Origin of the sequence: Streptococcus mitis, from assembly GCF_946190155.1 — a bacterium.
Taxonomy (GTDB): Bacteria; Bacillota; Bacilli; order Lactobacillales; family Streptococcaceae; genus Streptococcus; species Streptococcus mitis_CL.
In genome coordinates, this window is the sequence record NZ_CAMHZL010000013.1 from 34,481 (window position 1) to 58,656 (window position 24,176).

21 protein-coding genes, 4 tRNA genes and 1 pseudogene are annotated in these 24,176 nt (G+C 34.9%); 18 read left to right on the forward strand and 8 right to left on the reverse strand.

Translation table 11 applies throughout. From position 1 onward, the window contains the following. Positions 1–12: 12 nt before the first annotated feature. The gene (locus N8O80_RS09075; RefSeq protein WP_261028027.1) at positions 13–2,655 is read right to left on the reverse strand and encodes a YhgE/Pip domain-containing protein; all 2,643 of its coding nucleotides are present in this window, start codon (positions 2,653–2,655) and stop codon (positions 13–15) included. A 127-nt stretch (positions 2,656–2,782) separates the two neighbouring features. On the opposite strand from N8O80_RS09075, the gene N8O80_RS09080 reads away from it, so the two are divergent. After that, complete coding sequence (locus N8O80_RS09080; RefSeq protein ID WP_261028028.1) at positions 2,783–3,325, forward strand: TetR/AcrR family transcriptional regulator; 543 nt, start codon at positions 2,783–2,785, stop codon at positions 3,323–3,325. 40 nt (positions 3,326–3,365) lie between these two features. Here N8O80_RS09080 and N8O80_RS09085 read toward each other — a convergent pair. The 7 genes and pseudogenes from N8O80_RS09085 to rlmH all read right to left on the reverse strand — a co-directional run bounded on the left by N8O80_RS09085 (position 3,366) and on the right by rlmH (position 6,547). Continuing rightward, a tRNA-Asn gene (locus N8O80_RS09085) sits at positions 3,366–3,439 on the reverse strand. A gap of 5 nt (positions 3,440–3,444) precedes the next feature. Beyond that, positions 3,445–3,516 (reverse strand) — tRNA-Glu (locus N8O80_RS09090). Positions 3,517–3,567: 51 nt separating this feature from the next. After that, a complete protein-coding gene (comE, locus tag N8O80_RS09095; protein WP_000866073.1) occupies positions 3,568–4,320 on the reverse strand; it encodes a competence system response regulator transcription factor ComE in 753 nt (250 codons plus the stop codon). Then, positions 4,317–5,652, reverse strand: a pseudogene (gene comD / locus N8O80_RS09100) (competence system sensor histidine kinase ComD). Before comD ends, comE begins: the two are co-directional and overlap by 4 nt. Positions 5,653–5,664: 12 nt before the next feature. Then, on the reverse strand, positions 5,665–5,787 hold the full coding sequence (comC, locus tag N8O80_RS09105) for a competence-stimulating peptide ComC (protein WP_084928698.1): 123 nt from the start codon (positions 5,785–5,787) through the stop codon (positions 5,665–5,667). A gap of 163 nt (positions 5,788–5,950) precedes the next feature. Continuing rightward, positions 5,951–6,024 (reverse strand) — tRNA-Arg (locus N8O80_RS09110). 43 nt (positions 6,025–6,067) lie between these two features. Next, complete coding sequence (rlmH, locus tag N8O80_RS09115; protein WP_120719043.1) at positions 6,068–6,547, reverse strand: 23S rRNA (pseudouridine(1915)-N(3))-methyltransferase RlmH; 480 nt, start codon at positions 6,545–6,547, stop codon at positions 6,068–6,070. 183 nt (positions 6,548–6,730) lie between these two features. On the opposite strand from rlmH, the gene htrA reads away from it, so the two are divergent. The 17 genes from htrA (at position 6,731) to N8O80_RS09200 (ending at position 23,984) form a co-directional block, all read left to right on the forward strand. Then, complete coding sequence (gene htrA / locus N8O80_RS09120) at positions 6,731–7,912, forward strand: serine protease HtrA (RefSeq protein ID WP_261028030.1); 1,182 nt, start codon at positions 6,731–6,733, stop codon at positions 7,910–7,912. A 57-nt stretch (positions 7,913–7,969) separates the two neighbouring features. Beyond that, a complete protein-coding gene (locus N8O80_RS09125) occupies positions 7,970–8,728 on the forward strand; it encodes a ParB/RepB/Spo0J family partition protein (RefSeq protein ID WP_261028032.1) in 759 nt (252 codons plus the stop codon). Between the two features lie 213 nt (positions 8,729–8,941). Next, a complete protein-coding gene (dnaA, locus tag N8O80_RS09130) occupies positions 8,942–10,303 on the forward strand; it encodes a chromosomal replication initiator protein DnaA (protein ID WP_261028034.1) in 1,362 nt (453 codons plus the stop codon). 158 nt (positions 10,304–10,461) lie between these two features. Continuing rightward, positions 10,462–11,598 (forward strand): DNA polymerase III subunit beta, encoded by a 1,137-nt coding sequence (dnaN, locus tag N8O80_RS09135; protein ID WP_261028036.1) that lies wholly within the window; start codon positions 10,462–10,464, stop codon positions 11,596–11,598. 64 nt (positions 11,599–11,662) lie between these two features. Then, complete coding sequence (locus N8O80_RS09140; RefSeq protein WP_000285186.1) at positions 11,663–11,857, forward strand: DUF951 domain-containing protein; 195 nt, start codon at positions 11,663–11,665, stop codon at positions 11,855–11,857. 235 nt (positions 11,858–12,092) lie between these two features. Beyond that, positions 12,093–13,208: a redox-regulated ATPase YchF gene (gene ychF / locus N8O80_RS09145; protein ID WP_004269823.1), complete on the forward strand. Its 1,116-nt coding sequence runs from the start codon at positions 12,093–12,095 to the stop codon at positions 13,206–13,208. 72 nt (positions 13,209–13,280) lie between these two features. After that, positions 13,281–13,850: an aminoacyl-tRNA hydrolase gene (gene pth, locus N8O80_RS09150; protein WP_004255263.1), complete on the forward strand. Its 570-nt coding sequence runs from the start codon at positions 13,281–13,283 to the stop codon at positions 13,848–13,850. Next, complete coding sequence (gene mfd / locus N8O80_RS09155; RefSeq protein ID WP_261028038.1) at positions 13,851–17,354, forward strand: transcription-repair coupling factor; 3,504 nt, start codon at positions 13,851–13,853, stop codon at positions 17,352–17,354. Positions 17,355–17,411: 57 nt separating this feature from the next. After that, the gene (locus N8O80_RS09160; protein ID WP_050308807.1) at positions 17,412–17,678 is read left to right on the forward strand and encodes an RNA-binding S4 domain-containing protein; all 267 of its coding nucleotides are present in this window, start codon (positions 17,412–17,414) and stop codon (positions 17,676–17,678) included. Next, on the forward strand, positions 17,671–18,039 hold the full coding sequence (locus tag N8O80_RS09165; RefSeq protein ID WP_000041905.1) for a septum formation initiator family protein: 369 nt from the start codon (positions 17,671–17,673) through the stop codon (positions 18,037–18,039). Before N8O80_RS09160 ends, N8O80_RS09165 begins: the two co-directional genes overlap by 8 nt. Before the next feature lie 4 nt (positions 18,040–18,043). Next, positions 18,044–18,166: an SP_0009 family protein gene (locus tag N8O80_RS09170; RefSeq protein WP_020902316.1), complete on the forward strand. Its 123-nt coding sequence runs from the start codon at positions 18,044–18,046 to the stop codon at positions 18,164–18,166. After that, positions 18,159–19,427, forward strand: a complete 1,269-nt coding sequence (locus tag N8O80_RS09175; protein WP_261028043.1) for a serine hydrolase — start codon at positions 18,159–18,161, stop codon at positions 19,425–19,427. The genes N8O80_RS09170 and N8O80_RS09175 overlap by 8 nt, the downstream gene beginning before the upstream one ends. Beyond that, the gene (gene tilS, locus N8O80_RS09180; protein WP_261028047.1) at positions 19,424–20,701 is read left to right on the forward strand and encodes a tRNA lysidine(34) synthetase TilS; all 1,278 of its coding nucleotides are present in this window, start codon (positions 19,424–19,426) and stop codon (positions 20,699–20,701) included. The genes N8O80_RS09175 and tilS overlap by 4 nt, the downstream gene beginning before the upstream one ends. Positions 20,702–20,705: 4 nt before the next feature. Further along, positions 20,706–21,248, forward strand: a complete 543-nt coding sequence (gene hpt / locus N8O80_RS09185) for a hypoxanthine phosphoribosyltransferase (protein ID WP_033682551.1) — start codon at positions 20,706–20,708, stop codon at positions 21,246–21,248. Positions 21,249–21,263: 15 nt separating this feature from the next. After that, positions 21,264–23,222: an ATP-dependent zinc metalloprotease FtsH gene (gene ftsH / locus N8O80_RS09190; RefSeq protein ID WP_261028049.1), complete on the forward strand. Its 1,959-nt coding sequence runs from the start codon at positions 21,264–21,266 to the stop codon at positions 23,220–23,222. A gap of 120 nt (positions 23,223–23,342) precedes the next feature. Continuing rightward, positions 23,343–23,822 (forward strand): sigma-70 family RNA polymerase sigma factor, encoded by a 480-nt coding sequence (locus N8O80_RS09195; protein ID WP_120770751.1) that lies wholly within the window; start codon positions 23,343–23,345, stop codon positions 23,820–23,822. Between the two features lie 90 nt (positions 23,823–23,912). Then, a tRNA-Glu gene (locus N8O80_RS09200) sits at positions 23,913–23,984 on the forward strand. The last annotated feature ends 192 nt before the right edge of the window (positions 23,985–24,176 follow it).

Consider the following 24,176-nt stretch of genomic DNA (forward strand, 5'->3'; position numbering starts at 1 on the left):
TGGTCGATTTTTTTAATATTCTTCCATTTTCTTAGGTTGATAGGTTAGCATACCTAAACCAGTAAATAGGGCTAATATCACAACAAGGAAAATGACTTGATGATGAATATTCCCTGTCATAGAGATTGTTTGTCGTAATCCAGAAACTGAATAACTCATTGGTAACCAGGGATTAATAGCTCTAAAGAAATCATTTGTCAAAGCAAGTGGGTAAGTACCTGCACTTGATGCTAACTGTAATAAAAGCAAAATAAGAGAAATGAAAGCTCCTATACGGCTATTCCATGTTGTTAAAGCAGTCACCATGGACATGAATACTAAACTTGTTAGGATAATGAGAATAAATGTTCTCATCTCATGATTAGCCGTTAGACCAATAAGATGAACTCCTCCATATACTAAAATCCCTGCTAAAACAGCTATAATACCATTTATTTCTGCTCGAGATTTCAACCAAGCCCAACGACTCTCTGGATGACGTCCTGAAGGCAGCTTCGCAAAAATCATATTCGTTGATATTGCTGCAACAAAGAGAGCAACTGATATCATATAAGGAGCCATTGCAATTCCATTTACAGGAACTTGGTCATTGTCAGTTTTGGAGAGACTGAGAGGATTTGATAAAATCTCTGCATTTTTAGATTCCGTAGATGCTGATTTAAGTTGATCACTAGCATTACTCAATCCTTGTCCTAAAGAAGCAACTCCTGTCTGTAAACCTTCCAAGCCAGAAGTTAACTTTGTTCCACCTTCTGCTAGTTTCCCAGCTCCATCTGCCAATTTATTAGCTCCAGTTTCTAATTGAGAAGCACCTGAAATTAACTGACTGGAGTTGTCAGCTAGTTGGCTAGATCCTGACTGCAATTTATCAACTCCTACTATCAATTCTTGACTCTTTTGATTTAATTCATTAGAGCCATTTGATAATTTTTCAATACCAGACACTAATTCTGGAGTTTTTTCAACTAATTGACCAACTCCTGCTGTCAAGTTAGAAGATTTTTGTGTCAAGGTAGTTGAGCCTAAAACTAATTGGTCCAAACTACCTGTCAAGGTGGAATTCTTTTCACTTAGTTGATTTGCGCCTTGAGAAACTTTATCAACACCTGCAGTATATGCATTTACCCCCGATGTAATCGACTGACTAGCAGGAACTAATTTGCTAGAAACAGCTCCTTGTATCTCTGTTAATCCACTTGACAATCCCGTCAAAGAAGTAGAAGCAATAGGTAATACTTGATTAGCTTGATTTTTTAATGTCGAAAGATTTGAAGATTGATTTTGTAAGTTTTCCAAACTTCCCTGTAAACCTTGTACTAAAGCTACAATTGACTGAGCCGATTGAATACTATCAGTCGAATTTTGAGATACAGAAGCGCTTATCTCAGCTTGTTGCTCACTTGTCAATGATTGATAAGCTGCTGTCGATTGAATATTAGCTAATGTAGTCACTTTATCAGACTGAGCACTTGCTAACATTTGATTAGAAAGAGATACTATACTTGATAAAACAGAATCTAATTGTTTTGTATCTCCAACATCAATATTTTGAATAGCTTGATTTAACTGATTCAAACCAGAAGATAATTGATTAATTTGATCTTTTTGCTCAGACGAAGCATCTAACTTGCTAGAAAGTTGTTGAATTCCTTCACTTAATTGCTCCACTCCCATTCGAAGTGTAGCTGATTGATTAGATAACTGATTAGCACCTGTTGCAAGACTTCCCACTCCATTGGTGTAGGCACTAACACCAGATGAAAATTGATTAAGACCAGCATTGAGCTGAGAAACACCGCCAGTATAAGATTCTACACCAGTATATAATTGATTAATTCCCCTCACTAATTCAGGGCTTTTAGAAGATAATTGACCTAACCCACTATCTAATTGACTCACTGCACCAGTATATGTAACTAAACCACTATTAAAATTCCCTAAGCCAAGATGAAGTTGTTCAACACCAGAGACATAAGAGGATAATCCTTTAGTAAACTGCTCCGTTCCATTTGAAAATGTTAAACTTGAATCTGCTAAAGAGTGTAGGTTAGTAGTTAATGTTTGACTTCCTGCCACTAACTGATTCGCTCCATCAGTTAGTTTTTCACTACCAGACGCTGCTTGACTTATCCCATTCTTTAAATCGACCATTTTGTTGAATAAAGCTTTAGTATAAGTCTCGGTTACATTGGTAGAAACATTCTGCTTTAATTGTGTCATTGCAGAATCACTCATCTTGCTGGCAATAAAGCTATGACCACTTGAAGTCTGATAATCGATTTGCATTTGCTCTGGGTGATTCGTTAAAATTGAAGCTGCTTTTTCAGACAAATCACTTGGCAAAGTCACTACCATATAATAATCACCGTTTTCTAGACCCTTCTTACCTTCTTCTTCATCTACAAAATGAAAATCCAAGGATTTATTTTGCTCTAAATTAGACACCATGTCTTTTCCTATAGACATGCTATTACCATTATAAGAGGCCTCTTTATCATTATTGACAACTGCCACAGGTAAGTCAGACACTTGACCATATGGATCCCACATTGAGGATAAAAATATGATGTTGTATAAAGCAGGAATAAGAGAAATTCCTATCATGACAATAATAAAGGTTGGTTTTTTAAAAATTGCTTTCCATTCTTTAAACATAGTTCCTCCTTTTTTAAACATATTGTCTAAAATTTTGATATAATAGATTATACATTAAAAAATCTAAATTACAAGATAAAAAACCAATTTTTAGACACATAGTCTAATTTGTTTACAAGGAGGAAATATGCAAGAAAGTAACAAACGCTTAAAAACAAAGCGAACTATTGAAAATGCTATGGTACAATTACTAATAGAACAACCATTTGATCAAATTTCTACTGTCAAGCTAGCAGAAAAAGCCGGAATTAGCCGTTCCAGCTTCTATACTCACTATAAGGATAAGTATGATATGATTGAGCATTATCAAAGCAAGCTATTTCATACATTTGAATATATTTTTCAAAAACATGCTCATCACAAAAGAGACGCTATTTTAGAAGTCTTTGAATATCTAGAATCAGAACCACTTCTGGCTGCCCTTCTTTCTGAAAATGGGACTAAAGAAATCCAAAATTTCTTACGAAATAAACTTCATATCATGCTCAGTACGGATTTACAAAAACGCTTTATGCAACTAAATCTAAATACCACTGAATTAGAATATAGTAGTATTTATCTAACTCACGCACTTTTTGGTGTTTGCCAAACTTGGATTGCACATGGAAAAAAAGAAAGTCCTCAAGAAATAACAGACTTCCTTATGAAGATGCTTGGTGATATAAATTGATACAAAAAAGGGAACAACACTATGTTCCCTTTTATCTATACTCCGCCAGTAGGACTCGAACCTACGACATCATGATTAACAGTCATGCGCTACTACCAACTGAGCTATGGCGGATAAAATAGTCCGTACGGGATTCGAACCCGTGTTACCGCCGTGAAAAGGCGGTGTCTTAACCCCTTGACCAACGGACCTTCTATCTGTAGCAGATATAACCATTATATCAATTTCTTGCTAATTGTCAATTACTTTTGAGATTTTTTCTCTAGAATATCTTTTAATTTTCTAATTTTTAATCTTGAAATAGGACAACGATGATCTTCATAGAAAACAATTTCTAAGTTTTTTCGATCAATTTCTCTGATATTCCCTATATTTACCAAAAATGACTTGTGAGGAGAATAAAATCGCTGAGTATGTTTGTCCTTTTCCTGAATATCCGTCATTGTACCATAAAATTCTTTTGCAAAATTCTTACCAATAATACGCAATTTATGAGAGACACCTGTCGTTTCAATATACAGAATGTCATGATAAGGAATTTTTAAATCATTTCCCTTGTAATTGTAGTCAAAATAATCTACAACATCTTCATTTTCAAGTAACATACTCTTCGTGTAGAAGATATTTTGCTCAATTCTCTTCTTAAATAACTCATCATTAATATCCTTATCAACAAAGTCTAAGGCTGATACCTGGTATTTATAGGTTAGAGTCGCAAACTCTGATCGACTGGTGATAAAGACGATAATAGCATAAGGATTGTGATGACGAATAAACTGAGCAACTTCAAACCCTTTTTTCTCAATTCCATGAATATCAATATCTAAGAAATAAAGCTGATTCACTTCATCATTTTCGATATATTCCTTAAACTCACGAACTTTTCCCGTTGTCTTGTATGATATTGGAATATTCGATTCTTTCGAAATTTCATCCAATATTCTCTCTAGTCTCACTTGATGTTCAATAACATCTTCTAAAATTAAAACTTTCATTCAAATTCCCTCTTAAATCTAATGATTTGCCTAAACATGCTATCTTCCATTTCTGTTTCTAAAATAATGTTATCATACTTGTCTAAAATTTCTTTAACATTATTAAGTCCTAGGCCTCTATTTCTTCCCTTAGTAGAGAAACCTAAGATAAATAAATCCTCTGAAGGATTCATCGTCATTTTACATGAATTCTGGATGACTATAACTGTTTCAACATCCATTTTAATGACTGCTACTTCCATTTGTTTTTTATAGCTATCAGCCGATCCTTCGACAGCATTGTTCAATAAAACACTCATGATACGAACCAAATCCAATAGTTCAATTGGGAGCTTGGTAATCGTATCTTTTACTTCCAGTGTAAACTCTACACCATTATTTCGAGCATAGACAATTGACTGAGCAACCAAACTTCGTAAAGCTGAATCTTCTATGTTGTTCAAATCAAAGTAAGTGTATTTATCTGAACGCAGTTTGTGATTTGCTTTGACCAGAACTTCAGTATAAACTCTGTCAATTTCCTGTAAATCACCACTGTCAATTGCCATCTGCATGCTGACAAGCATCCCAGCATAGTCATGTCTAAAACCACGTATTTCATTATACAAAGCAACAATTTCGTCTGTATAATTCTGTAAATGTTTCTGTTCAAATTTCTTCTGCTTCAAAGCAATCTCTTTCTCCATTTGAACTTTATGAGAATTCATTGCAAAGAAGGTCAAAAGTAAAGAGATAAAGACGATAGATGATAAAATACTTCCAAAACTATTCAAATGTTTAATCGTACTTACCATATCTGAAACGAAAGATGCAACATGTAGCAATAGTAAGGCAAAAAATACTTTTTTCAAGAAAGGATAAAGGTAATCTTTGTCAAAATAGGATAGTTCCAAATGGAAATAACGAATGTTTGTTACGATGACGATATAAGTCAACACCGCTACAACGAAAAAGAATAGGCCATAATATTGTAAAACAAAATTGTCTCCTGTTGTCTCCTGTTATAGAGGAGAAAGTTACGGACAGAAAGGTGTGAGGACTCTCATATAAAAGAGATAGTAGTAAACTTAGGAATAATCCTTTATCCCTCTCATACTGTTTAATCCATCTAAAATAGGAATATAATACCAAAGGAAATAAAAATGTTACAATCCCTAATTCATCTAAAGATAGAAAATAGAAGGGAAGACCAAGGATTATTTGTAATAGTAATGTATAAGCACCAAAAACGTATAATTCCTTTGCTTTTATTTGACCTTTACAAATTAAATGGTAACTGTGACTAATAATTAAAAAATATAATATAAAATCTACTACTAAGAAAAAATCCATTCTGATCCCCCTTTATCTTCTTTTAAACAAATTAAAGAAAATTTTATCTGCTATCCTAATCTCCCCACCTTGAATCTTTTGCAAGTCTTTTTCCTTCAAGGCTACAAACTGTTCCAATTTAACTGTGTTTTTCATAATAAAATCTCCTCAATGTTTTTTCTTGTAAGCTAACTTACAAAAACAATTATACAAAATGGAATTTCGTTTTAGATAAAATTCTCTCAACTGTCATTTTTTTCTCCCCAAGTGTACTTTTTTAAGAAAAAAGCCGGGAAAATTCCCAGCTTTGCTACTATATTGATCCCAGCAGGATTCGAACCTGCGACCGTTCGCTTAGAAGGCGAATGCTCTATCCAGCTGAGCTATGAGACCTAATACAGCTATTCTACCAAAAATCCAATTGAAAGTCAATTTTCTATTTATGATAGGGTGATCCCTGCTGAATCGTAAAAGCCCGATAGATTTGTTCAACAAGGACTAGTCTCATTAACTGATGAGGCAAGGTTAAACGTCCAAAACTAACAGAAAGATTGGCTCTCTTTTTTACATCCTGTGCTAACCCCAGACTCCCTCCAATAATAAAGGTAAGAGTAGAAAATCCTTTTATAGAGGCTTCTTCTAACTGCTTACTAAATTCTTCTGAGGAGAAAGTTTTCCCTTCAATAGCTAACGCAATAACAAAATCACGGTCACCAACTTTTGATAAAATTCTCTGACCTTCTATTTCTAAAATCTTTTGATTTTCTGACTCACTGGCCCTATCTGGTGTTTTTTCATCTGCTAGCTCAATCATTTCAAGCTTAGCAAATCGAGAAATTCGTTTTGAATACTCTGCGATACCATCTTTTAAATACTTTTCTTTCAGTTTCCCAACTGTTACAACTTTAATTTTCATGACTCTATTCTAACATATTCTCTATTTTTTCACATCTTATTCACAAAATAAAAGGTTAATTTTAGCCGAGAAAACCACAGATTTTTGAAAGTTATCCACAATCTGTGAAAAACTTTTATTTTTAAGTTATAATTAAGCTAGTCAGTTTATACTTTCATTAATCTAAAACATATGGAGGCAAATATGAAACATCTCAAAACATTTTACAAAAAATGGTTTCAATTATTAGTCGTTATCGTCATTAGCTTTATTAGTGGAGCCTTGGGGAGTTTTTCAATAAACCAACTAACTCAGAAAAGTACTGTAAGTAACTCCAACAACAATAGTACTATTACACAGACTGCCTATAAGAACGAAAATTCAACAACACTGGCTGTTAACAAAGTAAAAGACGCTGTTGTTTCTGTTATTACTTATTCAGCTAACAGACAAAATAGCGTATTTGGCAATGAGGATACAGATACAGATTCTCAGCAAATCTCTAGTGAAGGATCTGGGGTTATTTATAAAAAGAATGACAAAGAAGCTTATATTGTCACCAACAATCACGTTATAAATGGTGCCAGCAAAGTAGATATTCGTTTGTCAGATGGAACTAAGGTACCTGGAGAAATCGTCGGAGCTGACACTTTCTCTGATATTGCTGTCGTCAAAATATCTTCAGAAAAAGTGACAACAGTAGCGGAATTTGGTGATTCTAGTCAGTTAACCGTAGGAGAAACTGCTATTGCTATCGGTAGCCCGTTAGGTTCTGAATATGCTAATACTGTCACTCAAGGTATCATATCTAGTCTCAATCGAAATGTATCTTTAAAATCTGAAGATGGACAAGCCATTTCTACAAAAGCCATCCAAACTGATACTGCTATTAACCCAGGTAACTCTGGTGGCCCACTAATCAATATTCAAGGACAGGTTATCGGAATTACCTCAAGTAAAATTGCCACAAATGGAGGAACATCTGTAGAAGGTCTTGGTTTTGCAATCCCTGCAAATGATGCTATCAATATTATTGAACAATTAGAAAAGAACGGAAAAGTGACTCGTCCAGCTTTGGGAATTCAAATGGTCAATCTCTCAAATATTAATACAAGTGATATTAGAAGACTGAATATTCCAAGCAGTGTAACATCTGGTGTAGTTGTTCGTTCTGTGCAAAGTAATATGCCTGCAAATGGTCACCTTGAAAAATACGATGTTATTACAAAAGTAGATGACAAAGACATCGCTTCATCAACAGACTTACAAAGTGCTCTTTACAATCATTCTATCGGAGACACCATTAAGATAACTTACTATCGTAACGGTAAAGAAGAAACTACATCTATTAAACTTGACAAGAGTTCAGGTGATTTAGAATCTTAATTGACATCTATGTAAAGAAAGCTTTACATAAGAGAAAAGATGTGTTAGTGTAGAATCATGGAAAAATTTGAAATGATTTCTATCACGGATATACAAAAAAATCCCTATCAACCTCGAAAAGAATTTGATGGAGAAAAACTACATGAACTAGCACAGTCTATCAAAGAAAATGGGGTCATTCAACCGATTATTGTTCGTCAATCTCCTGTTATTGGTTATGAAATCCTTGCAGGAGAGAGACGCTATCGCGCTTCACTTTTAGCTGGTCTAACGTCTATCCCAGCTGTTGTTAAACAACTTTCAGACCAAGAGATGATGGTCCAGTCCATCATTGAAAATTTACAAAGAGAAAATTTAAATCCAATAGAAGAAGCACGCGCCTATGAATCTCTTGTAGAGAAAGGATTTACCCATGCTGAAATTGCAGATAAAATGGGCAAATCTCGTCCATATATCAGCAACTCCATTCGTTTGCTTTCCTTGCCAGAACAGATCCTCTCAGAAGTAGAAAACGGCAAACTTTCACAAGCTCATGCGCGTTCTCTAGTTGGGTTGAATAAGGAACAACAAGACTATTTCTTTCAACGAATTATAGAGGAAGACATTTCTGTAAGGAAGTTAGAAGCTCTTCTGACAGAGAAAAAACAAAAGAAACTTCAAAAAACGAATTATTTCATACAAAATGAAGAAGAACAGTTAAAAAAACTACTCGGATTAGATGTAGAAATCAAACTGTCTAAAAAAGATAGCGGAAAAATCATTATTTCTTTCTCAAATCAAGAAGAATACAGTAGAATTATCAACAGCCTGAAATAAGGCTGTTCTTTTATTTTTTTATCTCACAATGTTATCCACTCTTTTTTTTTAATAAAAAGCTTAATAAATCAATAGTTTCTGATTTTATCCCCAACCTGTGGATAAAACTTGATAACATTGTGGATTAATTTTCACAGCTTGTGGAAAATTCTTGCTATCTATGGTAAAATAAGTCTAACATTAAACTTTTAAATAGTAAAGGAGGAGAATGGATTGAAAGAAAAACAATTTTGGAATCGTATATTAGAATTTGCTCAAGAAAGATTAACTCGATCCATGTATGATTTCTATGCTATTCAAGCTGAACTCATTAAGGTAGAGGAAAATGTTGCCACTATATTTTTACCACGATCTGAAATGGAAATGGTCTGGGAAAAACAACTAAAAGATATCATTGTAGTAGCTGGTTTTGAAATTTATGATGCTGAAATAACTCCCCACTATATTTTCACCAAGCCTCAAGATACGACTATTTTACAAGTTGAAGAAGCTCCAAATTCAACTCTTTATGACTATAGTCCAAAGTTAGCATCTATTCCTTATTCGGATACTGGATTAAAAGAAAAGTATACCTTTGATAATTTTATCCAAGGAGATGGAAATGTTTGGGCAGTATCAGCCGCTTTGGCTGTCTCTGAAGATTTGGCTCTGACCTATAACCCTCTTTTTATCTATGGAGGACCTGGCCTTGGTAAGACTCACTTACTCAATGCAATTGGGAATGAGATTTTGAAAAATATTCCTGATGCGCGTGTGAAGTACATCCCTGCTGAAAGCTTTATCAACGACTTTCTTGAACATCTGAGACTTGGTGAAATGGAAAAGTTCAAAAAAACCTACCGTAGCCTCGATCTCTTGTTAATTGATGATATCCAATCGCTGAGTGGAAAAAAAGTTGCAACTCAAGAAGAATTTTTCAATACTTTCAATGTTCTCCATAACAATCAAAAACAAATTGTTCTGACTAGTGATCGTAGTCCTAAACACCTAGAAGGCCTTGAAGAAAGGCTTGTCACGCGCTTTAGCTGGGGCTTGACGCAAAACATCACACCACCTGACTTTGAAACACGTATCGCCATTTTACAAAGTAAAACAGAGCATTTAGACTACCATTTCCAAAGTGATACCCTAGAATACCTAGCTGGCCAATTTGATTCAAACGTTCGAGAACTTGAAGGAGCAATCAACGACATCACTTTAATTGCCAGAGTGAAGAAGATTAAGGATATCACTATCGATATCGCTGCAGAAGCTATTCGAGCTCGCAAACAAGATGTTAGCCAAATGCTCGTCATCCCAATTGATAAAATCCAAAATGAAGTTGGTAACTTTTATGGTGTCAGTGTCAAAGAAATGAAGGGAAGCAGACGCCTTCAAAATATTGTATTAGCCCGTCAAGTAGCCATGTATTTATCTAGAGAACTAACAGATAATAGTCTTCCAAAAATTGGGAAGGAATTTGGTGGAAAAGACCATACAACAGTCATTCATGCCCATGCAAAAATTAAATCTTTGATTGATGAAGACGATAATTTACGTTTAGAAATTGAATCAATCAAAAAGAAAATTAAATAACTTGTGGATAACTTTTGCTTTTTTATCTTTTTTATCCACATTTTTTAAACAAGCCAAAAAACTTGATATGACTTGTTTAAAGTCTGTTTTCCACAGATTTCACAGACTCTATTATTACTATTATCCTTCTAATACTAAAAATAAATAAAGGAGAATCCATGATTCATTTTTCAATTAATAAAAATTTATTTCTACAAGCATTAAATACTACTAAGAGAGCTATAAGTTCTAAAAATGCTATTCCTATTTTATCAACCGTAAAAATTGACGTGACCAATGAAGGTGTTACTTTAATTGGTTCAAATGGTCAAATTTCAATTGAAAATTTTATTTCTCAAAAAAATGAAGATGCTGGTTTGTTAATTACTTCTTTAGGTTCAATTCTTCTTGAAGCTTCTTTCTTTATTAATGTTGTATCCAGTCTACCTGATGTAACTCTTGATTTTAAAGAAATTGAACAAAATCAAATTGTTTTAACAAGTGGCAAATCAGAAATTACCCTAAAAGGAAAAGATAGCGAACAATATCCACGAATCCAAGAAATTTCAGCAAGTACTCCTTTGGTTCTTGAAACAAAATTACTCAAGAAAATTATTAATGAAACAGCCTTTGCTGCAAGTACACAAGAGAGTCGTCCAATTTTAACAGGTGTTCATTTTGTATTGAGTCAGCATAAGGAGCTAAAAACAGTGGCAACAGACTCTCATCGTCTAAGCCAGAAAAAATTAACGCTTGAGAAAAATAGTGATGATTTTGATGTTGTCATTCCTAGCCGTTCTCTACGCGAATTTTCAGCTGTATTTACAGATGATATTGAAACTGTAGAGATTTTCTTTGCCAACAATCAAATCCTCTTTAGAAGCGAAAATATAAGCTTCTATACACGTTTATTAGAAGGAAACTATCCTGATACAGATCGCTTGATTCCGACAGACTTTAATACTACTATTACTTTTGATGTTGTAAACTTACGCCAGTCAATGGAACGTGCTCGTCTTTTATCAAGTGCTACTCAAAATGGTACTGTGAAACTTGAAATTAAAGAGGGGGTTGTTAGCGCCCATGTTCACTCCCCAGAAGTTGGTAAAGTAAACGAAGAAATCGATACTGATCAAGTTACTGGTGAAGATTTGACTATTAGTTTCAATCCAACTTATTTGATTGATTCCCTTAAGGCTTTAAATAGCGAAAAGGTGACCATTAGCTTTATCTCAGCTGTTCGTCCATTTACTCTTGTGCCAGCAGACACTGATGAGGACTTCATGCAGCTCATTACACCAGTTCGTACAAATTAAGTGAAAGAGGTTGAGCCTAGCTCGCCTCTTTTATGATATAATCGAAAAAGAAAAGGAGAGTAGTATGTATCAAGTTGGAAATTTTGTTGAAATGAAAAAACCACATGCTTGCACCATCAAGTCAACAGGAAAAAAAGCTAATCGTTGGGAAATTACACGTGTAGGAGCAGATATCAAAATCAAATGCAGTAATTGTGACCATGTTGTCATGATGGGGCGCTATGATTTTGATCGAAAAATGAATAAAATTATTGACTGATACTCAATGAAAATCAAAGAGCAAACTAGGAAACTAGCCGCAGGTTGCTCAAAACACTGTTTTGAGGTTGCAGATAGAACTGACGAAGTCAGTAATATCTATACGGCAAGGCGACGTTGACGTGGTTTGAAGAGATTTTCGAAGAGTATGAGAACCCTTAGTTAGAGGGTTAGCAAGTTTTCCCTTTTTGTGTTATAATATTAGGGATTGAAATGAAAACGGAGAATGAGAAAATATGGCTTTAACAGCAGGTATCGTTGGTTTGCCAAACGTTGGTAAATCAACACTATTTAATGCAATTACAAAAGCAGGAGCAGAGGCAGCAAACTACCCATTTGCGACGATTGATCCAAACGTTGGAATGGTAGAAGTTCCAGATGAACGCCTCCAAAAATTGACGGAAATGATTACTCCTAAAAAGACAGTTCCAACAACATTTGAGTTTACAGATATCGCAGGGATTGTAAAAGGTGCATCAAAAGGAGAAGGGCTAGGGAATAAATTCTTGGCCAATATCCGTGAAGTAGATGCGATTGTTCATGTAGTTCGTGCTTTTGATGATGAAAATGTCATGCGCGAGCAAGGACGTGAAGATGCTTTTGTGGATCCCCTGGCAGATATTGATACTATTAACCTAGAGTTGATTCTTGCTGACTTAGAATCAGTTAACAAACGATATGCGCGTGTAGAAAAGATGGCACGTACGCAAAAAGATAAAGAATCAGTAGCAGAGTTTAATGTTCTTCAAAAGATTAAACCTGTTCTTGAAGATGGAAAATCAGCTCGAACTATTGAATTTACAGATGAAGAACAAAAAGTTGTCAAAGGTCTCTTCCTTTTGACCACTAAACCAGTTCTTTATGTTGCTAATGTGGATGAAGATGTGGTTTCAGAACCTGACTCTATCGACTATGTTAAACAAATTCGTGAATTTGCAGCGACAGAAAATGCTGAAGTAGTCGTTATTTCTGCGCGTGCTGAGGAAGAAATTTCTGAGTTAGACGATGAAGATAAGCAAGAGTTTCTTGAAGCACTTGGGTTGACAGAATCAGGCGTTGACAAGTTGACTCGCGCTGCTTACCACTTGCTTGGACTGGGAACTTATTTCACAGCTGGTGAAAAAGAAGTTCGCGCTTGGACCTTCAAACGTGGTATGAAGGCTCCTCAAGCAGCTGGTATTATCCACTCAGACTTTGAAAAAGGATTTATTCGTGCAGTAACCATGTCATATGAGGATCTAGTGAAATACGGATCTGAAAAGGCCGTAAAAGAAGCTGGGCGCTTGCGTGAAGAAGGTAAAGAATATATCGTTCAAGATGGCGATATCATGGAATTCCGCTTTAATGTCTAAAGAAATTAATGAATAGTGTCAATTAGGTTGGAAAAAAATTCCAACCCTTTTGGCTTTTGAAAGGAAAAATAAATGACCAAATTACTTGTAGGATTAGGAAATCCAGGGGATAAATATTTTGAAACAAAACACAATGTTGGATTTATGTTGATTGACCAACTAGCGAAGAAACAGAATGTCACTTTTACACATGATAAGATATTTCAAGCTGACCTAGCATCCTTTTTCCTAAATGGAGAAAAAATTTATCTTGTCAAACCAACGACATTTATGAATGAAAGCGGAAAAGCGGTTCATGCTTTATTAACTTATTATGGTTTAGATATTGAAGATTTACTCATCATTTACGATGACCTTGACATGGAAGTTGGAAAGATTCGCTTAAGAGCAAAGGGATCCGCAGGTGGTCATAATGGTATCAAGTCTATTATTCAACATATTGGAACCCAGACATTTAATCGTGTTAAGATTGGAATCGGAAGACCTAAAAATGGAATGTCAGTTGTTAACCATGTTTTGAGTAAGTTTGACAAGGATGATTATATTGGTATTTTACAGTCTATTGACAAAGTTGACGATTCTGTAAACTACTATTTACAAGAGAAAAACTTTGAAAAAACGATGCAGAGGTATAACGGATAAATGGTGGCCTTATTAGATTTATTCTCAGAAAATGATCAGATAAAAAAATGGCATCAAAATCTGACAGATAAGAAAAGACAATTAATGTTAGGCTTGTCAACTTCTACAAAAGCTTTAGCAATTGCTAGTAGTTTGAGACAGGAAGATAAGATTGTGTTATTGACGTCAACTTATGGAGAAGCAGAAGGACTTGTTAGTGATCTTATATCTGTCTTGGGTGAGGAACTTATCTATCCATTTTTGGTAGATGACTCCCCTATGGTCGAGTTTTTGATGTCTTCACAAGAAAAAATCATTTCACGGGTTGAAGCCTTGCGTTTTTTGACTGATTCATCTAAGAAAGGGATTTTAGTTTGTAATATCGCAGCAAGTCGATTGATTTTACCGTCTCCCAATATATTTAAAGATAGTATTGTAAAAATAACAGTTGGTGAAGAATATGACCAACACGCACTTATCCATCAGTTAAAAGAGATAGGCTATCGAAAAGTTACACAAGTACAAACTCAAGGCGAATTTAGTCTGCGAGGAGATATTTTAGATATTTTTGAAATATCCCAGTTAGAACCTTACCGAATCGAATTTTTTGGTGATGAAGTCGATGGTATTAGGTCATTTGAAGTCGAAACACAATTATCGAAAGAAAATCAGACAGAACTCACTATCTTTCCAGCTAGTGATATGCTTTTGAGAGAAAAGGATTATCAACGAGGACAGTCAGCTTTAGAAAAACAAATTTCAAAAACGTTATCACCTATTTTAAAATCATACTTAGAAGAAATTCTTTCAAGTTTTAACCAAAAACAAATTCATTCTGATTCACGGAAATTTTTATCTTTGTGTTATGATAAGACATGGACTGTTTTTGACTATATTGAAAAAGATACCCCAGTATTCTTTGATGATTATCAGAAATTGATGAATCAGTATGAAGTCTTTGAAAGGGAGTTAGCACAATACTTTACAGAAGAATTACAGAACAGTAAAGCATTTTCTGAGATGCAGTATTTTGCTGATACAGAGCAAATCTACAAAAAACAGAGTCCGGTTACCTTTTTCTCTAATCTTCAAAAAGGGTTAGGAAATCTCAAGTTTGACAAAATTTATCAATTTAATCAATATCCTATGCAGGAGTTTTTCAATCAATTTTCTTTTCTAAAAGAAGAAATTGAGAGATACAAAAAAATGGATTATACTATTATCCTGCAGTCTAGCAATTCAATGGGAAGTAAAACATTGGAGGATGTTTTAGAGGAATACCAGATTAAATTGGATTCCATAGATAAGTCAAGTATTTGTAAAGAATCTGTAAACTTAATCGAGGGTAATCTCAGACATGGTTTTCATTTTGTAGATGAAAAGGTTTTATTGATAACTGAACATGAGATTTTTCAAAAGAAATTGAAACGTCGTTTTCGAAGACAACATGTTTCAAACGCAGAGAGATTAAAAGATTACAATGAACTTGAAAAAGGAGATTACGTTGTTCACCATATCCATGGAATTGGTCAATATCTAGGGATTGAAACCATTGAAATCAAAGGGATTCACCGTGATTATGTTAGTGTTCAATACCAAAACGGGGATCAAATCTCTATCCCAGTGGAACAGATTCATCTGCTTTCCAAATACGTTTCAAGTGACGGGAAAGCTCCTAAACTCAATAAATTAAATGACGCTCATTTCAAAAAAGCCAAGCAAAAAGTTAAGAACCAGGTAGAGGATATAGCTGACGATTTAATTAAACTTTATTCTGAACGCAGTCAGTTGAAGGGTTTTGCTTTCTCAGCTGATGATGAGGATCAACATGCTTTTGATGATGCCTTCCCTTATGTTGAAACGGATGATCAACTTCGTAGTGTTGAGGAAATCAAGAGAGATATGCAGGCTTCTCAACCAATGGATCGACTTTTAGTTGGGGATGTTGGTTTTGGAAAGACTGAAGTTGCTATGCGTGCAGCCTTTAAGGCAGTCAATGATCACAAACAGGTTGTCGTTCTCGTTCCGACGACGGTTTTAGCGCAACAGCACTATACCAATTTTAAGGAACGATTCCAAAATTTTGCAGTTAATATTGATGTATTGAGTCGCTTTAGAAGTAAAAAAGAGCAGACTGAAACACTTGAAAAATTGAAAAAGGGTCAAGTTGATATTTTGATTGGAACACATCGTGTTTTGTCAAAAGATGTTGTATTTGCTGATTTGGGCTTGATGATTATTGATGAGGAACAGCGATTTGGTGTCAAGCATAAGGAAACCTTGAAAGAATTGAAAAAACAAGTAGATGTCCTGACCTTGACAGCAACGCCAATTCCTCGTACCCTTCACATGTCTATGCTGGGAATCAGAGATTTGTCTGTTATTGAAACTCCGCCGACTAATCGTTATCCAGTGCAAACCTATGTTTTGGAAAAGAATGATAGTGTCATTCGTGATGCGGTCTTGCGTGAAATGGAGCGTGGAGGTCAAGTTTACTATCTTTACAATAAAGTTGACACGATTGATCAGAAGGTTTCAGAATTACAGGAATTGATTCCAGAGGCTTCGATTGGTTTTGTTCATGGGCAAATGAGTGAGATTCAGTTAGAAAATACTCTACTGGATTTCATTGAAGGTCAGTATGATATTTTAGTGACGACTACCATTATTGAGACAGGGGTGGACATTCCAAATGCTAATACTTTATTTATTGAGAATGCGGACCATATGGGCTTGTCAACCTTGTATCAGTTAAGAGGAAGAGTCGGTCGTAGTAATCGTATTGCTTATGCCTATCTCATGTATCGTCCAGAAAAATCAATCAGTGAAGTCTCCGAGAAGAGATTAGAAGCGATCAAAGGATTTACAGAATTGGGCTCTGGATTTAAGATTGCAATGCGAGATCTTTCGATTCGCGGAGCAGGAAATCTTTTAGGAAAATCCCAGTCTGGTTTCATTGATTCTGTTGGTTTTGAATTGTATTCGCAGTTATTGGAGGAAGCTATTGCTAAACGACATGGTAATGTGAACACAAGAACCAAAGGGAATTCTGAGTTGATTTTACAAATTGATGCCTATCTTCCTGATACTTATATTTCTGATCAACGACATAAGATTGAAATTTACAAGAAAATTCGTCAAATTGACAACCGTGTCAATTATGAGGAGTTACAAGAAGAGCTGATGGACCGTTTTGGAGAATACCCAGATGTGGTTGCTTATCTTTTAGAGATTGGTTTGGTTAAGTCTTATCTTGATAAGGTCTTTGTTCAACGTGTGGAACGAAAAGAAAATAAGATTACAGTTCAATTTGAAAAAATTACTCAGCGACTGTTCTTAGCTCAAGATTATTTTAAATCTTTATCCGCAACGAACTTAAAAGCAGCTATAGCTGAGAATAAGGGATTAATGGAAGTTGTATTTGATGTTCGAAACAAGAAGGACTATGAAATTTTAGAAGGTCTGCTCATTTTTGGAGAAAGTTTATTAGAGATAAAAGTGTCGAAAGAAGGCAATTCTCTTTAACATTTTTCTTCTATAAAATGGAGAAAAATGGTACAATAATAATTTGAGGTAATAAAAATGAGACTAGACAAATATTTAAAAGTATCAAGAATTATCAAGCGTCGTACAGTCGCAAAAGAAGTAGCAGATAAAGGCAGAATCAAGGTAAATGGAATCTTGGCCAAAAGTTCAACGGATTTGAAAGTTAATGACCAAGTTGAAATTCGCTTTGGCAATAAGTTGCTATTTGTAAAAGTACTGGAGATGAAAGATAGTACAAAAAAAGAAGATGCAGCAGGCATGTATGAAATTATCAGTGAAACACGGGTAGAAGAAAATGTCTAAAAATATCGTACAATTGAATAATTCTTTTATTCAAAATGAACATCAACGTCGTCGCTATCTGATGAAGGAACGACAAAAACGTAATCGTTTCATGGGGTGGGTTCTTATTTTGATGATTTTATTGTTCATTTTACCAACTTATAATCTTGCTCAAAGTTATCACCAATTACTCCAAAGACGTCAACAGTTATCAGACTTGCAAACTCAGTATCAAACCTTGAGTGAGGAAAAGGAGAAAGAGACAGCTTTTGCTACAAAGTTGAAAGATGAAGATTACGCTGCTAAATACATGCGTGCAAAATATTATTATTCTAAGAATCGGGAAGCTGTTTATACGATTCCTGACTTGCTTCCAAGGTGATGAAATGGAAAATTTATTAGACGTAATTGAGCAATTTTTGAGTCTATCGGATGAAAAACTAGAAGAGTTGTCTGATAAAAATCAACTATTGCGTTTACAAGAGGAAAAGGAAAGGAAGAATGCGTAAATTCTTAATTATTTTGTTGCTACCAAGTTTTTTGACAGTTTCAAAAGTCGTTAGCACAGAAAAAGAAGTTGTATATACTTCGAAAGAAATTTATTACCTTTCACAATCTGACTTTGGTATTTATTTTAGAGAAAAATTAAGTTATCCCATGGTTTATGGAGAGGTTCCTGTTTATGCGAATGAAGATTTAGTAGTGGAATCTGGAAAATTGACTCCCCAAACAAGTTTTCAAATAACCGAGTGGCGTTTAAATAAACAAGGAATTCCAGTATTTAAGTTATCCAATCATCAATTTATTGCTGCAGACAAACGATTTTTATATGATCAGTCAGAGGTAACTCCAACAATAAAAAAAGTATGGTTAGAATCTGATTTTAAACTGTATAACAGTCCTTATGATTTAAAAGAAGTGAAATCATCCTTATCAGCTTATTCGCAAGTTTCAATTGATAAGACCATGTTTGTAGAAGGGAAAGAATTTCTACATATTGATCAAGTTGGATGGGTAGATAAGGAATTAACTTCTGAAGAAGATAATCGGATGAGTAAAGTCCAAGAAATGTTATCGGAAAAATATCAGAAAGCTTCTTTCTCTATTTATGTTAAGCAACTGACTACTGGAAAAGAAGCTGGTATCAATCAAGATGAAAAGATGTATGCAGCTAGCATTTTAAAATTACCTTATCTCTACTATACGCAAGAAAAAATAAATGAGGGTCTTTATCAGTTAGACACGACTGTAAAATACGTATCAGCAGTCAATGATTTTCCAGGTTCTTATAAACCAGAGGGAAGTGGTAGTCTCCCTAAAAAAGAGGATAATAAAGAGTATTCTATAAAGGACTTAATCACAAAAGTATCAAAAGAATCTGATAATGTAGCTCATAATTTATTGGGATATTACATTTCAAATCAATCTGATGCTATATTCAAATCCAAGACGTCTGCTATTATGGGAGATGATTGGGATCCAAAAGAAAAATTGATTTCTTCTAAAATGGCTGGGAAAGTCATGGAAACTATTTATAACCAAAATGGATTTGTATTGGATTCTTTGACTAAAACAGATTTTGATAATGAGAGAATTGCCAAAGGTGTTTCTGTTAAAGTAGCTCATAAAATTGGAGATGCGGATGAATTTAAGCATGATACAGGTGTTGTCTATGCAGATTCTCCATTTATTCTTTCTATTTTCACTAAAAATTCTGATTATGATACGATTTCTAAGATAGCCAAGGATGTTTATGAGGTTCTAAAATGAGGGAACAAGATTTTTTAAATCATTTTCTCAAGAAGGGATATTTCAAAAAGCATACTAAGGTGGTGCTAGCTCTTTCTGGTGGATTAGATTCTATGTTTCTATTTAAGGTATTATCTACGTATCAAAAAGAGTTAGAAATTGAATTGATTCTAGCTCATGTTAATCATAAGCAGAGAGTAGAATCAGATTGGGAAGAACAGGAATTAAGGAAGTTGGCTGCTGAAGCAGAGCTTCCTATTTATATCAGCAATTTTTCAGGAGAATTTTCTGAAGCGCGTGCTCGACATTTTCGTTATGATTTTTTTCAAGAGGTTATGAAAAAGACAGGTGCGACAGCCTTAGTCACTGCTCACCATGCTGATGACCAGGTGGAAACGATTTTGATGCGTTTGATTCGAGGCACTCGTTTGCGCTATCTATCAGGAATTAAGGAGAAGCAAGTAGTCGGAGAGATAGAAATCATTCGGCCCTTCTTGCATTTTCAGAAAAAAGACTTTCCACCAATTTTCCACTTTGAAGATATATCAAATCAGGAAAATCATTATTTTCGCAATCGTATTCGAAATTCTTATTTACCAGAATTAGAAAAAGAAAATCCTCGATTTAGATATGCAATCTTAAGCATCGGCAATGAAATTTTAGATTATGACTTAGCTATAGCTGAATTATCAAAGAATATTGATGTAGAGAATTTAGATCAGCTATTGTCTTACTCTGAGTCGACACAAAGAGTTTTACTTCAAACTTATCTGAATCGTTTTCCAGATTTGAATCTTACAAAAGCTCAGTTTGAAGAAGTTCGGCAGATTTTAAAAACTAAAAGCCAGTATCGTCATCCGCTAAAAAATGGTTATGAATTGATAAAAGAGTACCAATGGTTTAAGATTTGTAAAATCAGTCCTCAGTCTGATGAAAAGGAAGATGAACTTGTGTTACACTATCAAAATCAGGTATCTTACCAAGGTTATTTATTTTCCTTTGGACTTCCTTTAGAAGGTGAATTAATTCAGCAGGTACCTGTTTCACGCGAAACATCAATACACATTCGTCATCGAAAAACAGGAGATTTTTTGATTCAAAATGGGCATAGAAAAAAACTCAGACGTCTATTTATTGATTTGAAAATCCCTATGGAAAAACGAAAATCTGCTCTGATTATTGAGCAATTTGGTGAAATTGTATCAATTTTGGGAATTGCGACCAGTAATTTGAGTAAAAAAACGAAAAATGATATAATGAACACTGTACTTTATATAGAAAAAATAGATAGGTAAAAAAATGTTAGAAAACGATATTAAAAAAATCCTCGTTTCACACGATGAAATTACAGCAGCTGCTAAAAAATTAGGTGCTCAATTAACTAAGGACTATGCAGGAAAAAATCCAATCTTAGTTGGGATTTTAAAAGGATCTATTCCTTTTATGGCTGAATTGGTTAAACATATCGACACACATATTGAAATGGACTTCATGATGGTTTCTAGCTACCATGGTGGAACAGCAAGTAGTGGTGTCATCAATATCAAGCAAGATGTGACTCAAGATATCAAAGGAAGACATGTTCTATTTGTAGAGGATATCATTGATACAGGACAAACTTTGAAGAATTTGCGAGATATGTTTATTGAAAGAGAAGCTGCTTCTGTTAACATTGCAACCTTGTTGGATAAACCAGAGGGGCGTGTTGTAGAAATTGAGGCAGACTATACCTGCTTTACTATTCCAAATGAGTTTGTAGTAGGTTATGGCTTAGACTACAAAGAAAATTATCGTAATCTTCCTTATGTTGGAGTATTGAAAGAAGAAGTGTATTCAAATTAGAAAGAACAATTTTTAATGAAAAAACAAAATAATGGTTTAATTAAAAATCCTTTTCTATGGTTATTACTTATTTTTTTCCTAGTTACAGCTTACCAGTATTTTAGTACAGGTAGTGTTGCAGGGAAAAGTGAGCAAATTAATTATACAGAATTGGTAAAAGAAATTACCGATGACAATGTAAAAGAATTGACTTACCAACCAAATGGCAGTGTTATCGAGGTTTCAGGTGTTTATAAAAATCCTAAAACAAGTAAAGAAGAAACAGGCATTCAATTCTTTTCTCCTTCTGCTACAACAGTAGAGAAATTTTCAAGTATTATTCTTCCTTCAGATGCTACAGTATCAGAATTACAAAAGCTTGCTTCTGACCATAAAGCGGAAGTAACTGTTAAGCATGAAAGTTCAAGTGGTATGTGGATTAATATTCTTGTATCCATTGTGCCATTCGGTATCCTCTTCTTCTTCCTCTTCTCGATGATGGGAAATATGGGAGGAAATAATAGCCGTAACCCGATGAGTTTTGGACGTAGTAAGGCTAAAGCTGCAAATAAAGAAGATATTAAAGTAAGATTTTCAGATGTTGCTGGAGCTGAGGAAGAAAAACAAGAACTAGTTGAAGTTGTTGAATTTTTAAAAGATCCAAAACGATTTACAAAACTTGGAGCCCGTATTCCAGCAGGTGTTCTTTTGGAGGGACCTCCGGGAACAGGTAAAACTTTGCTTGCTAAAGCAGTCGCCGGAGAAGCAGGTGTTCCATTCTTTAGTATCTCAGGTTCTGACTTTGTAGAAATGTTTGTCGGAGTTGGAGCTAGTCGTGTTCGTTCTCTTTTTGAAGATGCTAAAAAAGCAGCACCAGCTATTATCTTTATCGATGAAATTGATGCTGTTGGACGTCAACGTGGAGTCGGTCTTGGCGGAGGTAATGACGAACGTGAGCAAACCTTGAATCAACTCTTGATTGAGATGGACGGTTTTGAGGGAAATGAAGGGATTATCGTTATCGCTGCGACAAACCGTTCAGATGTACTTGATCCTGCCCTTTTGCGTCCAGGACGTTTTGATAGAAAAGTATTGGTTGGCCGTCCTGATGTTAAAGGTCGCGAAGCAATCTTGAAAGTTCATGCTAAGAACAAGCCTTTAGCAGAAGATGTTGATTTGAAATTAGTTGCCCAACAAACTCCAGGTTTTGTTGGTGCTGATTTAGAGAATGTATTGAATGAGGCGGCTCTAGTTGCTGCTCGTCGAAATAAATCGATAATTGATGCTTCAGATATTGATGAAGCAGAAGATAGAGTTATTGCTGGTCCTTCTAAGAAAGATAAGACAGTTTCACAAAAAGAACGTGAATTGGTTGCCTACCATGAGGCTGGACATACTATTGTTGGTTTAGTCTTGTCGAATGCCCGCGTTGTCCATAAGGTTACAATTGTACCACGTGGCCGTGCAGGTGGTTACATGATTGCACTTCCTAAGGAAGATCAAATGCTTCTATCTAAAGAAGATATGAAAGAGCAATTGGCTGGTTTAATGGGTGGCCGTGTAGCTGAAGAAATTATCTTTAATGTCCAAACTACAGGAGCTTCAAACGACTTTGAACAAGCAACGCAAATGGCGCGTGCAATGGTTACAGAGTATGGTATGAGTGAAAAACTTGGTCCAGTACAATATGAAGGAAACCATGCTATGTTTGGTGCACAGAGTCCTCAAAAATCAATTTCAGAACAAACAGCTTATGAAATTGACGAGGAAGTTCGTTCATTATTAAATGAAGCACGAAATAAAGCTGCTGAAATTATTCAGTCAAATCGTGAAACTCACAAGTTGATTGCAGAAGCATTATTGAAATATGAAACATTGGATAGCACACAAATTAAATCTCTCTATGAAACAGGAAAGATGCCTGAAACAGTAGAAGAGGAATCTCATGCATTATCTTATGATGAAGTGAAGTCAAAAATGAATGACGAAAAATAACCCTGAGAGAGGCAAGCCCTCTCTTTTTTGTGCAGTTGAGGCAGTGTAGAGAACAGAATGGGGAAAATGGGACAAAAGTGTATCTGAATCTGTTAGACTGTATCTAGAAAGGGGAACAATATGATTGAAGAATTGTATGAAGAAGTCCGAGGCATTGTGTACAAGTGTAGAAATGAATATCATCTCCATTTATGGGAGCTATCGGATTGGGATCAAGAGGGTATGATTTGTTTACATGAATTGATCAGTAGAGAAGAAGGACTAGTAGAAGATACACCACGCTTACGTAGATACTTCAAAACTAAATTCCGGAATCGGATTTTAGACTATATCCGTAAACAAGAAAGCCAGAAGCGTAGATATGATAAAGAACCTTATGAAGAAGTAGGTGAGCTCAGTCATCGTATCAGTGAGGGCGGTCTGTGGCTAGATGACTATTATCTCTTTCATGAGACACTAAGAGATTATAGAAACAAACAAAGTAAAGATAAACAAGAAGAGTTAGAACGTGTCTTAAGAAACGAACGCTTCCGAGGTCGTCAAAGAGTATTAAGAGACTTACGTATTGTGTTTAAAGAGTTTGACATCCGTACTCATTAGGAAGTCATGCAAAAAAATAGAAAAAAGATAAAAAAAGTAGTTGACAAAGTTTAAAAAGTGGGTATAATAGTAAGAGTTGAAAACAACTCAGGTCCGTTGGTCAAGGGGTTAAGACACCGCCTTTTCACGGCGGTAACACGGGTTCGAATCCCGTACGGACTATGGTATGTTGCAGATGAAACACTTGATGAAAAAAGTTTAAAAAAGTTTCAAAAAAGTGTTGACAAGCGAAAGCGACTGTGATATACTAATATAGTTGTCACTTGAGAGAAGCAAATGACAAAGACCTTTGAAAACTGAACAAGACGAACCAATGTGCAGGGCACTACAACTAATGTTGTAGTACTGAACAAT